At 53.0% G+C, this 15,303-nt stretch carries 19 protein-coding genes; all 19 read right to left on the bottom strand.

Annotated elements, in window-relative coordinates; genetic code table 11:
• Window positions 1-10: 10 nt before the first annotated feature.
• A complete protein-coding gene (locus D5270_RS12010) occupies window positions 11-2,245 on the bottom strand; it encodes a cobaltochelatase CobT-related protein (RefSeq protein WP_166544328.1) in 2,235 nt (744 codons plus the stop codon).
• Window positions 2,246-2,299: 54 nt separating this feature from the next.
• Window positions 2,300-2,854, bottom strand: coding sequence for a helix-turn-helix domain-containing protein (locus D5270_RS12005; protein ID WP_166544327.1), 555 nt, complete (start codon window positions 2,852-2,854; stop codon window positions 2,300-2,302).
• Between the two features lie 20 nt (window positions 2,855-2,874).
• A complete protein-coding gene (locus tag D5270_RS12000) occupies window positions 2,875-4,743 on the bottom strand; it encodes an ATP-binding protein (protein WP_166544326.1) in 1,869 nt (622 codons plus the stop codon).
• Window positions 4,724-5,461, bottom strand: a complete 738-nt coding sequence (locus tag D5270_RS11995; protein ID WP_166544325.1) for a hypothetical protein — start codon at window positions 5,459-5,461, stop codon at window positions 4,724-4,726. The genes D5270_RS12000 and D5270_RS11995 overlap by 20 nt, the downstream gene beginning before the upstream one ends.
• Window positions 5,462-5,549: 88 nt before the next feature.
• Window positions 5,550-6,014: a single-stranded DNA-binding protein gene (locus D5270_RS11990; RefSeq protein WP_166544324.1), complete on the bottom strand. Its 465-nt coding sequence runs from the start codon at window positions 6,012-6,014 to the stop codon at window positions 5,550-5,552.
• A 187-nt stretch (window positions 6,015-6,201) separates the two neighbouring features.
• Window positions 6,202-6,660 carry a hypothetical protein gene (locus D5270_RS11985; protein WP_166544323.1) on the bottom strand — a complete coding sequence of 153 codons (459 nt, stop codon included), beginning with the start codon at window positions 6,658-6,660 and terminating at the stop codon, window positions 6,202-6,204.
• Entirely contained in the window at window positions 6,657-7,214 is a 558-nt protein-coding gene (locus D5270_RS11980; RefSeq protein ID WP_166544322.1) for a hypothetical protein, read from the bottom strand. Before D5270_RS11980 ends, D5270_RS11985 begins: the two co-directional genes overlap by 4 nt.
• Window positions 7,215-7,275: 61 nt before the next feature.
• Window positions 7,276-7,635 carry a zinc ribbon domain-containing protein gene (locus D5270_RS11975; protein ID WP_166544321.1) on the bottom strand — a complete coding sequence of 120 codons (360 nt, stop codon included), beginning with the start codon at window positions 7,633-7,635 and terminating at the stop codon, window positions 7,276-7,278.
• A gap of 158 nt (window positions 7,636-7,793) precedes the next feature.
• The gene (locus tag D5270_RS11970; protein ID WP_166544320.1) at window positions 7,794-8,222 is read right to left on the bottom strand and encodes a PIN domain-containing protein; all 429 of its coding nucleotides are present in this window, start codon (window positions 8,220-8,222) and stop codon (window positions 7,794-7,796) included.
• Window positions 8,206-8,448, bottom strand: coding sequence for a hypothetical protein (locus D5270_RS11965; RefSeq protein ID WP_166544319.1), 243 nt, complete (start codon window positions 8,446-8,448; stop codon window positions 8,206-8,208). Before D5270_RS11965 ends, D5270_RS11970 begins: the two co-directional genes overlap by 17 nt.
• A gap of 35 nt (window positions 8,449-8,483) precedes the next feature.
• On the bottom strand, window positions 8,484-9,053 hold the full coding sequence (locus D5270_RS11960) for a Uma2 family endonuclease (RefSeq protein WP_166544318.1): 570 nt from the start codon (window positions 9,051-9,053) through the stop codon (window positions 8,484-8,486).
• Window positions 9,054-9,172: 119 nt separating this feature from the next.
• Window positions 9,173-9,862, bottom strand: a complete 690-nt coding sequence (locus D5270_RS11955; protein ID WP_166544317.1) for a hypothetical protein — start codon at window positions 9,860-9,862, stop codon at window positions 9,173-9,175.
• Window positions 9,852-10,541 carry a YkgJ family cysteine cluster protein gene (locus D5270_RS11950; RefSeq protein ID WP_166544316.1) on the bottom strand — a complete coding sequence of 230 codons (690 nt, stop codon included), beginning with the start codon at window positions 10,539-10,541 and terminating at the stop codon, window positions 9,852-9,854. Before D5270_RS11950 ends, D5270_RS11955 begins: the two co-directional genes overlap by 11 nt.
• Window positions 10,538-11,323, bottom strand: a complete 786-nt coding sequence (locus tag D5270_RS11945) for a hypothetical protein (RefSeq protein WP_166544315.1) — start codon at window positions 11,321-11,323, stop codon at window positions 10,538-10,540. The genes D5270_RS11950 and D5270_RS11945 overlap by 4 nt, the downstream gene beginning before the upstream one ends.
• Entirely contained in the window at window positions 11,320-11,544 is a 225-nt protein-coding gene (locus tag D5270_RS11940) for a hypothetical protein (protein ID WP_166544314.1), read from the bottom strand. Before D5270_RS11940 ends, D5270_RS11945 begins: the two co-directional genes overlap by 4 nt.
• A gap of 19 nt (window positions 11,545-11,563) precedes the next feature.
• On the bottom strand, window positions 11,564-12,184 hold the full coding sequence (locus D5270_RS11935) for a hypothetical protein (protein WP_166544313.1): 621 nt from the start codon (window positions 12,182-12,184) through the stop codon (window positions 11,564-11,566).
• Window positions 12,185-12,338: 154 nt separating this feature from the next.
• Window positions 12,339-14,303 carry an NAD-dependent DNA ligase LigA gene (gene ligA, locus D5270_RS11930; protein WP_166544312.1) on the bottom strand — a complete coding sequence of 655 codons (1,965 nt, stop codon included), beginning with the start codon at window positions 14,301-14,303 and terminating at the stop codon, window positions 12,339-12,341.
• Between the two features lie 349 nt (window positions 14,304-14,652).
• Window positions 14,653-15,054, bottom strand: coding sequence for a type II toxin-antitoxin system tRNA(fMet)-specific endonuclease VapC (gene vapC, locus D5270_RS11925; protein ID WP_166544311.1), 402 nt, complete (start codon window positions 15,052-15,054; stop codon window positions 14,653-14,655).
• A complete protein-coding gene (vapB, locus tag D5270_RS11920; protein ID WP_166544310.1) occupies window positions 15,051-15,281 on the bottom strand; it encodes a type II toxin-antitoxin system antitoxin VapB in 231 nt (76 codons plus the stop codon). The genes vapC and vapB overlap by 4 nt, the downstream gene beginning before the upstream one ends.
• Between the last annotated feature and the right edge of the window lie 22 nt (window positions 15,282-15,303).

The raw sequence follows: 15,303 nt of genomic DNA, 5'->3' as shown, positions 1-15,303 counted from the left end.
TTTCAGCTCCTCATATTCTGATGTGCTTTTTAACCATAGCCGTCAGCTTGACCGGCAGCTGCTCCAAATCGGTTATATCCAGGAAAGAATCACCGTATATCCGCTGGATGCTGGGCTTATCATCGCCAATAGCCGCCGCCACAAAAGCGATACCCTTTCGCTGATATTCCTGCTTTATCCCCCGCAGGTCTTCCTCGGCGGCTGTGCCGTCATAGCCGCAATCTGCAGGCTGGCCGTCTGACACCAGGATCAGCAGTTTGACCTCCTCCGGGCGCTTGGATAATTGTTCTGCCACAAAGCGCAAAGCAGCGCCGTCACGGTTATTTCTCCTGGCGCTGACATCCATGAGCCGGAACCTGTCGTCCTGGTCGAAAGCGTCAAACTCGGCGTAAGAATACAACTCTACCGTGGGACCCCGACTTGATGAACCGGTAGAATGTCCATACACCATAACAGGAATTTCCAGGGCGTCACAAAAGTCGTGAAGTATGATCGCCGCCGCCCGGGCATAGGTGCAACGGTCAGAGCAGCCCATGGAGCCGGATTCGTCCAGCAGCAATCCCACCGCCAGCTCAGGAATATCTGTAGGCAGGGAATTTTTGTAGAACACCTTGCCGTCGTTGCGGCACAGGGCATGGGAATCCATGCGGCGGCCCATCATCAGGCCGGTCTGCTTACCGCCCTGGCGGTGCTCCTTTAACTGCTTGATGATACTTCGCTGTAACTGTTTTGAAATTGCCACCAGCCGGGGAGCAATATTATCGTACTGTTCCACAAGGTCGGGATCAACGTCCGTTATCCTTTTAATGGAGATATTCACACCCTTGTGAATGTCCCCGTAGGCGATGTTGTTGGCAACCTCGTTCAGCTCGGACAAGCGCTCATTCTCAAGCTGCCCACAGGCCGCCTTCTCCGCCATCTTGTCAAGAATACGGTCGATGTCAGAAGCGGCCTTGTCATACCGCTCTCGCTTATACTCCTCATCACGCTCCACCGTGCCGCCAACCGGCTCAGACACAGAATCAGTCTGGTGGTAGGGGATACGTCCGTCCTCGCCCTCACTGACTGGCTGCTTACCTTCATTACCAGCGGAGCCGGTGAGGAATCCTGTGCTGTCTTCGCCGTTATTACTGTCACTTTCCAGCTTCTCTTGTTCCTCATCATCACCCGCTGGTTCATCGTCTTCCTTTTCAGACTCCTCGTTTTCAGCATCATCCGAAGCTTCTGCGTGGCTGACAGCAGAAACGCTCCCTGAACCGCTGCCGGCAACCGGCGTACCACCAGTACCGGCGGCGGTCGTGCCAGCCATGCTCCCTAATGCCTTCCCGATACTTTCAGCCAGGGCCTCTGCCTCCTCCGTGCGTTTCTTCAGCAGTTCGCAGAATTCCTGGATATACTCCCAGCAGCGCACCAAAATGAGGTTGACTGTGTCCAGCCTGGTCTTAACTGAATAGTCGCTGACCGCCTGGTCAAGCTCCCGGATCAGGTCAAATGTGGTCTTTATCCGCAGGTCGCTCAGCGGCTCATCACCGTATTTGACCTCCCGGAACTTCACATAGGAAAGCATGACCTGCAGAATACTCTGGAAAACGGTGCTTTGCCCATCGTCTTCCAGCTCCTTTAGCCTAGTGACCGTGTGCATCTCATCCAACTGCTTTTTCCGTATGGTTTCCAGGCTGTAGCCCAGGGTTCCTGGAAAGTCAGCCAGCACACGGTTCTCGATGTAGCCGTCCTCCAACAGATTTCCAATGTAATCCGCTACTGTTCGGACAGCCTTTAGATTTCTCGGGTCAGCCTTGGTGTATGCCCACAGAGCCTTCTCGTTGGCAAAGTCGCTGCTGGTGCGCAACGCGGGCGGGGCCGGGTACCAGATACCCCGCTCCAGATTGTTGAGATGGGTCTGGGATGTCAGGAAATCGGTGTACAGCACATGGCCCAGCTCGTGGGCGAACAGCCCGCACACCATCCAGTAGCGGTTCTGGCGGCCCCGCTCATCCGTCACATATGGATTGCCCGTGTTGATGTAGATTTTCTGGTTGTCCGTATAGGCGGCCTCCTCGGACTTCGGGTTCCAGTCCAGCTGCACCCGCACCCGGCGGTCATACTTATAACGCCTGGTTTGGGCAGCCGCCATGTCCTCGAAGTGGCCCGCCAGCATACGGCTGGTGAAGAATTGCCGGTCAGTGATGTGGCTGCGCTTTTCATTCATCAGGCGCTTGACCAGTTTGTGATTCGCTCTTGCCATATTGTCCTCCTTATAGTTGAAAAGCCGAGCGTTTGCCCGGCTTTCCCTTTTGTTTTATCCCTCAAATCCGAACCCGGCGTCCGTCATGGCTTCCACAGAGCAGAAGGTGATGCGCACCCCTTTGGGCACATCGGTCATTCCTCTGTTGGAAGCAGCCCGAGCCAGGCTCAGCAAGTGGTACCGCATAGCGATGTTGACGTGCGTGCGCAGGCTGGCTCCCATCGTAGGGTCATAGGTTTCAATAGCCAGCAGCGCCCGCAGAAGCAGCTCCTGGGTCAAATCCTCAACCTCCATGTGGGTTCCGGCTACCAGGGGCCAGTTCTCCCGGATGATGTAACCGGGCAGATCCATGACCTTTTTCAGCAGCTCGTTGCGCTCGCCGACAGGTGTGCGCCTGGGCGGCTCGGTGGGGTAATCTTCCGCGTCAAGACCCAGCGCCCGGGCAATTTTGCCCAGCCTGTAGGCTGACGGCTTGTGCCGTCCCTGTTCGTAGTCCTTGATGGAATAATGGGAAATACCTGACCTCCTGCCAAGCTCACGCTGGGTCAAGCCCTGCTCGATTCGTGCCTGCCGCATTGGCTGATAATAATTCTGATTTATAGTAATCACGTTTTACACTCCTTTTTGTGTTAAGATGCTTTACGTTTTGGGGCGAAGATCGGCTCCAGAACAGAGCTGATAAGCGCCTCCCTGTCGTTCTCGTCGGCGGTTGCCTTGCTGATTATGGTATACAGCGCCGACTGGTACACATTGCCCGTTATCTGCGAGCTGACGATCCAGTCAATCAGGCTGCGCATACCATACGAACCGTCTGATATACTGTTTTTGCGGCAATACTCCGCCAGGTCGTTGACCACCTGCACCATCTGGCCTACCTTGTACTCGTCCGTTTCACCGGTGACGGCCATAGCTCTCTGCACCATTACCTCCGGGGTCGGAAGTTCCACGTCCCGGACAAGGCTCATTCTGTCAAGCACGGATTGATTCATGCCCCGACACCCCTCATAGCTGGTGTTGGTGGTGACCACCACAACAGCGTCCGGGTGACGGTGGATCACCTCGCCGGTGGGCAGTGTAATGCTGCCGGACTGCTCCAGCAGGGAGTTCAGTCCTACAAGTACACCTGGCTGGACGATGGTAGAGGGTTCTTGGATCTCTATCAGGTAGCCGTTTTTCAGCGCTTTGATGAAGTCTGTGTCCACATAGCGGTAGGTTTGACCGTGGGACTGACTTTCCTCTGTGCGTTTGGAGAGGGCCTGCACTTTGGCGGTCACCTTCTCCATGACGATAGCCATGCACTCCTGTGCGCTGGCAGTATCTTTTTCAAGGCCGGTCAGAGCATGGTAGACTCCGGCAGGGTCATAGTCCATGTCCTCTATGTCAGGCAGCCCCATGATTTTTGATACGTTTTCATAGGTAATACCACCCATCTGCTCAAGCTCCGCTTTCTCCCGGTCAAGGTCTGCGTCCCCGGTGGAGCCGCCCTCAGAGTCCGGGAAAATCATTCCAACAAAGTCAAAGATCTCCGTGTTGGCGGAGCAGGTGTATTTCATGTAGGGCAAGTGCAAGCCAGCGGCGATCGCTTTTGCCCCCATGGTCTTGCCGGTTCCGGCGGGGCCTCGCAGAAGGAAATTGCGCATAGGCACCGCCATCTCAGTGGTGGCCTGAGCGTGTTTGCACACGTCAACCACCTCGGGTGGGATGATGTACCAATCCGGCAGCTCTGGAATGAGCGCCTGCTCCTGCGTGTTGTACGAACGCAGATGAAGCTCATACTTGTCTACAAAGTCATCATGCTCCACCACAGTGCTGGCCTTTTTGATGGTCGCTGGGCCGGTGTTGGCAAAGATGGTAAACTCGCCAGCTGTTACGCTATGTGGCGTAAACGCTCCAGAATCCAGAGTGGTCTGGGTAATGCGCATCAGGTTGCCGGATTTTTCCACGTTTGCCTTGATATGCACCGGACAAGTTGTGTCTTTTACCCGGCGGTACACGTTGTCGCAGAGCACTGCCATGACGTTCGTGGCTGTGGGGACGTCTGTGAAGCCTACGGTGTACTGGTCGTAGTAGGTCTGGAAATTCTCCGCAAACTCCTTATCTTGACTGAGAAACGGGTACATGGCCATCATCACCGCGGCACCGTCCCGATTCGCGCTGTTAAGAACGTAGCTCTCAGAAGTCTCAGTGCTTTTGTCATACACCGAGGCGAGGATATTGCCGGTGGAATTGTCGTACACCACCAGATGGTAGGCGTTAGGCCCAACCGCTGACTTATACTCCGCAACGCTTCTATGGTCGATGACCCCCACGGCTCCCTCGCCGGTGCCATTCATACACCCGCACACGGCGTTGAGCCCTTTGATGACCGTTGCGCACAACGTAGCCTGGGTGCCATCACCATACATTGAGGAGAGTGGCATTTTTTTGTTGGCAAGCGTATCGAAGGGCGGCGGCAAAGTCCGGCCGAAATTGAACAGATTATTCAAGGCTGTCGCCATCGTCTTCATCTCCTGTCAAAATAATTTTTATGCCTTCCGCAAGACATTGAGTGTGGTTATAGCCGATGCCGGCGAGCTGCTTGCAGATATCCGGCCAGCTTTCGGGTGCAGGCAGCTCCGTTTCTGTCAGGATCAGCTCGGTGAGGTTGTTTTGCAGGGCCTCCCTGCACCTGTCGCTCAGGTCAGACTGGTGGGCATCGACCCACTGGAACGCCAAAAGCTCGTAGTTGTCCTGGGGTTCTTCGGGAACTGGCTGTTCGTCTGTTTCTACATTTTTGTCAACGGCAGTTTCATACGAAAGCCCTATGACCTGCAAATTCCGAACGTGCACCTGCGCCCGGCGGTAGCCGCCGGCACGGTTAAGGAGGATAAACAGCTTATCCCCATGGCAGAGCCGTGACCAGGTATCCGGGGTTTCCCACACCCAACGGGCTCCGGGGTGATCCTTCAAAACCTGTGCGTTCACTTTCTGGCACATTACCGAATAGGCAAGGCTTTCCAGGTCCTGCGAAGTCGGTGCTTGATTGGGTTCCAGCTCGGGAGGAGCTTGTTCTTCTTGCTCATTTTTCTTCTGAACTGCGTTCTGAACGATTTTGACAATGCCATAGCCGATTATGAAAATCAGCAGGGGCCAGAACCGGCAGACATAGCACGCCGCGATTAGTAGGCCAATGATTTTCAGGCTGTCCTCTAAGGGCAGCTTTTTTGTTTCCTGCATGGAGAACTCCTTTCTCATGGGCGCAAAAAAGCGCACAATAAGTATGAATACTCATTGTGCGCTCATAACGCCAGATTTCATTTTTGCCTCAGTCGAAGAATGAATCTCCGCCGAAACACTCGTACCCGGTAAACTCACCGGGGGCCTCCTCGGGCGGCGGGGCTGCCGGCGCTGTGAAAGCCCCATAGGCAGCCTGCTCGCCGCTGTCATTCTCCTTTTGCTTGCCGCCGCCTGCATACTCGATGTCCTCAGCAACGACCACCAGGGCTCTCCTGGTTTCGCCGTTCTTGGTCTCCCAGACATCCTCGTCCAGCCGGCCGCGAATGTTGATGAAAGACTTTTCCTTGAGCTGCATCTTTTCCACACGGCCCGGGATATCCCCGAAGCCCTTGACGGAAATGTTGATCCAGCGCTGCTTGTTTTCGGCATTGGGGTCGTACACCTTTTTGCCGATCTTGAAAAAGGCCGCTTTGCCTGAATCCGCGAACCGGATGGCGGGTTCGTCTTGATACCCTGGGGACACACAGGCCCCGGTGATGAGAACTGCTAACATTGTGATTGCTCCCTTCTGGCGTTTTGCCATAAAAATTTTAAGCCCCATGGCTTTCCCGGAAACAAAAAAGTGCCATTTGCAGGCTCGCTTAATGCAAGCGCAAATGACACTTTGTAACTCTGATACTATGATTCCAGGGGAAACCATGAAACTTATGCTTATAATATATCACAGTTTCTTCCTGCCGTCAATGATTTTTTGTGGGGCGCTCGATAGCAAGGCAGGCGAATATGCGGTAAGTGCCTTCCTGCTCATAAATTGGAGTTGCGGGTGAGAGGTATAGAGTGAGATGGTCGCCCTCTGTTATGTTCTCTATCCTCTGAGTAATGGGGAACTGCACCGTCCTGCCCTCAACCGCCAGACATAGACTCTTAGGCTTTTTCCGTATGCTGGTAAGTTCAACCGTTGTCACCATGCCGGTAATGCGGATATAACTGTCTGAAAGACAGCGCAACCCAAGTAAGATGCCACTGACTAAAAGGAAGGCCGTCAGAGCAAGTCCTGGCAGAGCTAATATGACTTCTCCGGTTATGATCCATAATATGATAGAAAGCAACAATATAACCGTTCCCAGGCCACAGCGTATTGTCACTTGCCGCCGCAGCACATCCGGCAGCTGCTTAAATTTTCCCCAAATGCCTTTCATATTAGCACAAGCCTCTTTTTCTTCAGCAAGCTCTCCACTGTTTCCACCACCAGATCCCGGCATGGTACTGATTCCATCTGCTGCTCCAATAGGTTGTCCGCGATGTTCCAGGGGTGATAGATCTTTTCTACAAGTGCCTGACGGTTCCCCGCCCTGAGCAGGTCGCGGGTGGGCTTTATTCCCTCGCTTTGCAAATATATCAGTTCCGCCACCGTAATGCGAAGCCCGGCTTTCTTCAGCCAGCAGAGTATCGTTTTCTCTTCGGGAGTCAGACGGGGAAGGGGAAATGACCGCGCCGGACAGAGGGTGCAGTAGGTCAGCATCCAGTATCTGACTGCTGGAGCGTCTGCTTTTTCGGTTTCTATCAGACCAAGCCGGGTCAAGTCCTGCAGGGCAAGCTCCTCATCTTTTGTGCCAGTCGTTGCAAATCCAGACTGCCCACGCCGCCACAGTTCTGCGCGGAGGCCCGAGAGGTGGACGGCCTTCCCGCAGCGGGCCACGGTAAGCCCTCCTTTGAAGTTTCGTTTGCGAATGCCTTTGGATATATAGATCATGATGCATCTCCTTTACTTTATGATTTCTACTTATTACACAGCCGGTATTTGCTCATTGCAACTAAATGACATATAAAATCGCAAGGCAAGCGCCGATCACTACCATAAGGCACAGTACAAGCACCGCCACTTTCTTGATGATCCCCTTGTCCATTCCTTCCCGCCGGTGCCCCTCGTCTATGGGGAGGCGGTCATCGTAGTAGCCGTCATAGTCGTCCACAGGAGGCGGGTCGGAAGTTTCTTTCTTCTGGGAGGGCCTGGGCTTTTGGGGTTTCTTCTTTTTGGCGGGCCTCCTCTCTTTGACCGGGGTTTTTTCTTTTTGCTTGGGTGTCGTGTCAATTTGCAGGCTTTCCCCACATTCAGGGCAAAATGAAACGGTGCCTTCCGGCAGGGAGGCACCACAGTAGGGGCAATATTTCATCTTTCAGCAACCTTTCTATAATATAATAGAAAAGCTGGCCTCACGCTCTGGGGCCAACTTTTCACGCTACTATTATAGCAGGTTCGTTTTCGTATGTCATCGGCGCTTACTATGCCATTTTTGTGCCATTTTATGGGCATTGCTAAAAACTTGCCCAATTATGTTGCAAAATTGCGAAAATACGTTTCCAACAAATCCTCCGGCAGCCAAATATTGACGCCTGCATATTTATAATCATCGGGGTTTCTGGTCACGATACCATCCATCTCACCGGCTTGGGAAACGGCATATTGTACGGAATCCTCAAAATCAAGCCAGTCCAAATCTAAAGCGCACTTTATTTCCTGTTCCGTTACGGCGGCGATGGATACTACCTTGAGCAGCCGGCCCAGCAGATCTTTCACAACAGCCCGGTCTTTTATTTGCCGGCTGGCAATATAGTATATATCTGTTATTGTTGACGCAGATACATACTCCATTATATTCCCCTGTTCCACCAGGCGCAAAACATCTGCTGCGGCGGTGTAGAACGGGGCGCGTTTCAGCAGCACGTCCAGCACTACATTCGTATCAATCAGCAGTTTCATACCTTTTCAGCCTCTCCTCACGCAGCTCCTCCAGGGATAATTCTGTGCCGGGGATCGCCCCCACCAGCGAATCTATGATACCGCTGACCTCATGGGCCTGGTACTGCTTCTCCGGTGCGTCCGTAGGGAACACCAGGACTTCCAATGTGCGGTTTCTAAAAGTTTCCGGCAGGGACATGACGCTCATCAGGCTTTCTGCGTCAACAAATTTGCGTACCATTTCCATTCAAACCGCCTCCTTCGTTTATTAAATTTGGAGTATTAGTCAGAAAACACCTTGGACAAATCAATAAAGCAGCCATTCAAAGCATGAACACGCATGATAGAATCTTTCGTCCCCAGCTCTTTTATGACATACACTCCATTTTCCAGCGCAAAGGACTGGATGACCTGGTTTGCCGGGTCGGCGATCCAGTATTCCTTTACTCCTGCCCGCTGGTATAAATTGAATTTCACCATGCGGTCATGACGCTGGCTGGACGGCGAAAGGACCTCGACCACCAAATCGGGCGCGCCCTTGCACCCCAGGTCGTCCAGCTTATCCGGGTCGCACACTACGGAAACATCCGGCTCCACCATGGTTCCTGCTGCTTCTGGGCTGTCATTATCTTTTTCAAAGAGCCGGACAGCAAAGGGTGCGGGATATACCCGGCATTTTTTGCCTTCCAGGTAATTCCCGAACTGGCGGGTCAGTTCCGAAACGATCTCCTGATGGACTCTTGAGGGCGTAGCCAGCATGACCGCCTCGCCGTCCAACAGCTCATACCGTTCGGGCCCGTCCCAGCCCAGCACATCCGCAAACGTATAACGGACATTTTCCGCTAATGGCATCGTATCACATCCATTCTGCACATCTCTAAATTATTATATCAAAAGTTCCGGCGGTTAGCAACCCCATACACAAGAAAAGCGGCGCAGCCCGAAAGCCACACCGCCATAAAAATGTTGTTTTAGAATGGGGACATCACCGCATATTCCGGCTGGGCGAAATGCTCCGGTTCCGCCACATTCTGCTGAGGTTGTGCCTGCACACGCTCCAGCTTAGGCTGACAGCCTTTCTTGGGCCGCTCAATCTGCTCCCCATACCAAGCCGCCAGCCATGCCTCATAGTGTGCCTTGGTCGTAAGCATAAGCCCTGAGAAAGCCTCCCAAGTCATGCTTACCGAGACATGATTCTCCGGCTGATTGCCAAATCTCGGCACTATAAGCCCAGTCTTGTTGGTCTCTCCGGGGCCGCTGTTGGCTACGAACAGGAAGTTGCCGTTCTTCCCGCACACCAGGTCTGCTGTGCGGGACAGGCTCTTGCCATCTGGGCGAGTCCTTCCCAGGCGCTGCAGCTTTTCCGCTGACGTGCCACCCAGGTATTTATAGAGTGCGGACTTGTCATTCTGCTCTGCTCTCTGGCGCATCATGTGCCGCAGCTCACCTGTCACCAGCTTCTGGCAAAGCTCCAGGAACTCGTCCACCGCTATGTAAATGTGGACGGAATCTGTCTGCCGCTGGCCCGCCGGGCGCTTCATGTCGTAGCTGGCAAAACAGAAATGTACCTTGCCATGCTCGAAGAAGTCGCTCAGAGTCTCTACGAAACAGTTGCGGGCATCTTTGCGGATGATTTGGTGGATGTTGCGTTCATCGTCCATTTTGTCCCTCCGTTCCTGCCAACCTTTGCAGTTGGCTTATCAGAGATGAGATGTTTTTTCGGTACTGCTCCAGGAATGGCTTTCCCAGGTCATAATCGGAGAACTTGTACCACAGGTACATGATAATGGCCCGCTTCCGCTCTGCGTCAGGGACTTTTCCCAACAGCAGCGCAATTATCGGTGCAAAGCTCATGTCCATCCGCATAAACTCTCTGTCTTCTGGGAGAAAGTTATGCTTCATCCAACGCCCGCTCTGGACTTGTCCTCCCTTGAAATGATGGCCTCTTTCCAGGCTCAACAGGTACTTATAACGGCCATCCGGTGTAGGCTCTACCGAAAACGGATATAACCGGCACGCTCTTGGCTTGGCCTGCTGGATCGTACAGCGGTTGTCTTTGAGAAAAATACAGGCATCATCCGGGCCAGTGGACTTGAGCATGAACATAGAGAAGCCAGACTCATGCAGTATGACCGGCTCGGCATATTTGGCGAACACCGTATCCAGATTGTCAATAGGTTCGCCGCGCCCGCGAAGGTATTTCGCCAGCCGCCATGCGTCCAGGGTGTCCAGGGGGACGGTCTCACGCACATGGCGGCAGCAGGCCCCGCAGCATTTGCAGTGGAAGTTTACCCGCTCAGATGAGGAAACCGGCCTGGTGTTGGGAAGTTGAAAACTCATGTTACTTCCCCCTCTTTCTTGTTCAGATATGCCGTCATATCACTGACCGCCCACATCAGCTCCTCGGAAAAGAGCTTCCATTCTTTCATAAGCTCCATCAGCTCAGCTGACGTCATCAGGTGCGCGCCCTCCAACGAGAAAAACTCATAGTTTTCCCCATCGAAGCCATCATAAGGCAAGCTCAGCACGCCTTCCTTGACCAGTACCAGGAACCGCCCCAAATGTTTGCCTTCGGCAAGCGTATATGGCCAGCACAGGTCGTTTTCATACCGTCTTTTGTAGCCCTCGCAGAACTCCATGAGGGTGGCATGGTCGCAAGCACCCTCTTTGAAGAAATCTAACAGATCATCCTTGGATCTCAGGTCGGCAAAGCACAGGTTTGTGCCGCCAATAGACACGGTTTCATTTGTGGTTTCCTGCCCTTCGCTCACATCCAGCAGCCATAAGCCGTCACGGGCAGTCAGACGGTGCGCCCAAGTGATTTGCAGGTTCCGGCGCAGCAGCGCCTCGCCTAATTCCCAGCTTATATCGCCTATCTCGGTTCCCCCCTCATCGGGCAGAGCCGCCTCCCATTCCTCTACAGAGGAATGGACAGCTTGCAGAACTACACAGAGCTCCACCAGAGTTATGGGGTCAGCAAATTCACCGCCCCAATAATCAATGTCCTCCGGCTTGGTGACGCACCGCACTGAGCGGCCCAGTATAGAGCTGATCTCCTCATTGATGATCGCCCCAACCTGCGGCCAGGTCAGCATATAGCAGTTTTTTTGCGTGTACTTCATCTTTTTACCGCCTCCATAAAATTGTTGTGAACAGGCGCCACCCTCAGCACATACTTGGTGTTCCTGGTTTCAAACCGAATCTCGCTGGCAGACATCCGCCGCACGTCGATCACAGGCGTAGTGTGGCGAAAGCCGTCTGCCTGTCGAATGATCGCCCGCTCACCGATAGTGATATTTCCCACCGGGCTGCCGGTGATTATTTTGCTGATTTTTGTTTTCATCCATACAGCCTCCATTCTATTAGCATCCATGACACTCATCACAATCTATCTGGCACCATAATTCCTCGCCATCCTGGTAGCACCAGCTTTCGCCCCAACAGCGAGCATAGTTTGCGAGGGCAGCGCTGGAACCAGTCTCATGATAGTTTGTGATAGTTTCGCCATTGCCTTCGTACCTTGCATACCCGCTGTTGGCTCCACAATTCTCGTCTGCCCACCAGTGCTCAATGACAGCGTCAGGGTACATCGCAGCTAACTGTGAAACAACTGGTTCAGGGGCGTTCCATGCAGTTTCAAAAGATATAGTATCCTCATCCTGTTCCTCATAAGAATAGGAGTTCCATTTGGAGCCCCAGTTCATAATGCACCAGTAATACCAGCTTGTCGCGCCATAAAGAACTTTGTTGGTAATATAGGCAAGTCCCAGCTTGCATAGTTCATCCTCTGACATGGCATTGTTTTCAATGCAGCGCTGGTACACATCATCTCTCATGTTAGGCGTAATACATGAACGCAGTGGGGCGCTCTGAGGGGATGCCAGCTTGCGCAGTACAACCTCAACGGCAAGATTCTCTATAGAGCCGGATTCCATTTGCAGCGTCTCCGGCATGGGAATGATTTTATTGAAATCAAAAAACATTTCGCCATCTTTGTGTGAAAACAACGGTAGCTTGGTTATACCCTTCATTTTCAAGATATTCTTAACATGGTTCGGCATATTTTTCTCCTTCCACATATTGCATTTAATGTAGAAAAATAGCGGAGCAGTTTCCTGCCCCGCCACTTGTGCCGGTTTAGCCAGCCATTTCCTCAAACTCCTCCTCGGTCAGCGTAGGGATGCCCAGAGCGTGAGCCTTGACCAGCTTGCTACCGGCCTTCTCGCCAACGATAAGGTAGTCGGTATTCTTTGTCACCGATGATGCCGGCTTAGCTCCCAGCTCCAGGAGCCTGGTCTGGATTTCGTCACGGGTATAGTTCACCAGCTTGCCGGTGGCTACCACGGTCTTGCCTGCGAAGGGGTTGTTAGGGTTTGTCATAGTTGCATTCTCCTCTGTTTTAATAAATGTAATGTGGTCGAGCAGCGGACGCCAGAGCTTTTCTTCCTCTTTGTCCGCATACCATTTGTAGATGTTATCGTGCATTGTCTCACCGAAATCGTGGAGGATGGTAAAATCGAAGCCGTCTTTAATTGCATTTTCAAAAAGCTCCCAGGAACCTTTACTGGCGCGGTCAATGATACGCCCAGCGTGGCGGCCCACCATGGGGATACCCAGCCCGGCAATGAATTTTGCCAGAGTACAGGTTCGGCTCCTGTCGATGGACGCCTGCAGGCGCTCGTAGGATTTTACGCCAAAGCCCTCGGTGTTGATGATCTCATCCCGGTGCTTGTCCAGCGTGTATAGATCGCCGAAGTTGCGGATCCAGCCGTGGCCGATGAATTTCTCCAAGGTGGTATCGGAAAGCCCCTCAATGTTCATGCGGGTCTTTTCGCAGAAATGAGCAAACTTCTGCACCAGCTTGGCAGCACAGTGTGGATTCTTACAGTAGAGCTGCCGGGTGCCACCAGAGGTTTCCTCCACCACCAACGGTTCGCCGCAGCAAGGGCAGGTGTCGGGCAGCCGGAACGTGCCGCTCCTTGTGAGATTTTCGGCAATCTGTGGGATAATCATGTTGGCCTTGTAGACCTGGATGGTATCTCCCACACCGAACTGGAACTTCTCGAAGATGTCATAGTTGTGCAGGTAAGCCCGGCTGACGGTTGCGCCGTCCATCTCTACCGGCTCGAACAGGCCGGTGATACTCACCATGCCGGTACGAGTGGTGGCAAGCTCCACGCCGAGGAACTTTGTCTCAAACAGCTCGTCTTTCCACTTGAGGGCAATCAATCGGTTCTCATGGTGGCCGGTCGCGCCCAAGCTCTTGCCGTAGGCGACATCGTTGTACTCCATGATGAGGCCGTCCACCGGGTAGCTGAACTTACCAGGGTTCATCTCTTGCACCGCTAGGTCAACCTCCCGGTGATTGGGAGACAACAGCAGAAGGTGGGGAACAACGTCAAAGCCATTTTCAGCCAGAAAGTCCATCTGCTCAGTCTTTAGGGTGTAGGGGAACTCCGTCACCAAGTCAAAGGCTATGAACTCCAGCAACCGCTTTTTCGATTCTTCAGAATCCAGCTTGCGGACGCTGCCCGCCGCCAGGTTGCGTGGGTGGGTGTAAGGTTCGTCCAGCGCGTCGTTGATTTTCTGGAAATTCTCCCAGGAGATAACGCCCTCGCCACGAACCTCGAAGGGCTCTTTGGTGGGGACGGTCAGCGGCACATTGAGGAACGTGCGTACTGTGTGGGTCACATCCTCGCCGATGATCCCCTCACGGCCACGGGTGATAGCTTGTTGCAGCTTGCCGTCACTGTAGCGCAGTACCAGGGTCAGGCCGTCTAATTTCCAGGACAGCACCACGTCCCGGCCGCCGGCGAAGCGCACCAGGTCGTCCATAGACTTGGTCTTGTCAGCAGACAGCATGGGTCTGGTGTGGCGGACTTCGGCAAGGCTCTCCAAAATTTCTCCCGGCACCGTTTGGGTTGGGGAATCGGAGAGAATGACGCCGGTTTTCTCCTCCAGCTTTTTGAGGCAGTCCACCGCTGCATCATAGTCCCGGTCGGACATGATGGGCCTGTCGTCCCGGTAGTAGGCGACGTCTGCCCGCTTGATGGTGTCAATCAGGCCGCGCATCTGGTGAATTTGTTCGTTCTGATTTTCCATGTTTGAACTCCTTTCGGGTTTGATTATATGAATGGGGAAGCTCCCCAGGAATAAAGTTATTGGAGCCATTGACTCCGATATATATGAAAAAAGCGGGCAAAGATTTCTCTCTGCTCGCTTTTGTTGCCAGAGCTGAACCGCATGGGTCAACTCATAGGGCCAGATATTCACTTGTAGCCGGATTGTCCGGCAGAAACGCAAAAAGCGCCTGGGAACAGTGGTGTTCTCAGGCGCTTTGATAACTCGGATAACTGTGTTTGCATAAGGCAAACTTGATACTATGGTGCTATTATAGCAGGTTTTGGTTGGGAACGCAAGGGAAAATAAAAGGAAAATCTATTTTCCCACTCTATTCAGCCCAATTTTCCACTTTCAACTCCGGCACCCTGGCAAATTCACGCACATTGTTCGTTACCAGAACAAGCCCTTCTGACCGGGCGTGTCCGGCTATGAGTGCATCTGCGGTTCCGATTGGAGTACCATTTTTCTGGAGATAGGCTTGGATTTTTCCATATTCCACAGCAGCTACGTCGTCAAATGGGAGCACTTCAATGATAGTCAGGAACTTTAACAACGCCTCTGTGTTCTGAGCTATGCGCTGGCTTTTTTGGACTCCATGCTCCAGTTCAGCCAGCGTAATGGCGGAAATGCACAGGCCATCATCCATCCTTTCCCGTATAGCCTGCTCAACTTGTGGTGGATGATTTTTCATCGCGTATACGCAGATATTGGTGTCTAGCATATACGTCATAGTTCTTCCCTCACAGACGGCAGCTCAGGTTCACGTCCGTTCTCCATAAAATCATCGGAAAACCCATGCAGACCCTCAAGAAATGTCTTCCATGCCGAATCTTTCGGTACGAGTACAACCGCATCCCCAAGACGCTGAACCAGCACCTCGCTGCCCTCAAACCGATACTTCTTGGGCAGCCGTACAGCTTGGCTTCTGCCGTTTTCAAAAATCTTTGCTACTTCCACAGCGGTCACCTCCCACTACTTA

It is taken from the genome of Acutalibacter sp. 1XD8-36 (genome assembly GCF_009917525.1).
Taxonomy (GTDB): domain Bacteria; phylum Bacillota; class Clostridia; order Oscillospirales; family Acutalibacteraceae; genus Acutalibacter.
Note: the sequence above shows the minus strand (reverse complement) of the source record. Positions and strands in the feature narration are given on the sequence as shown.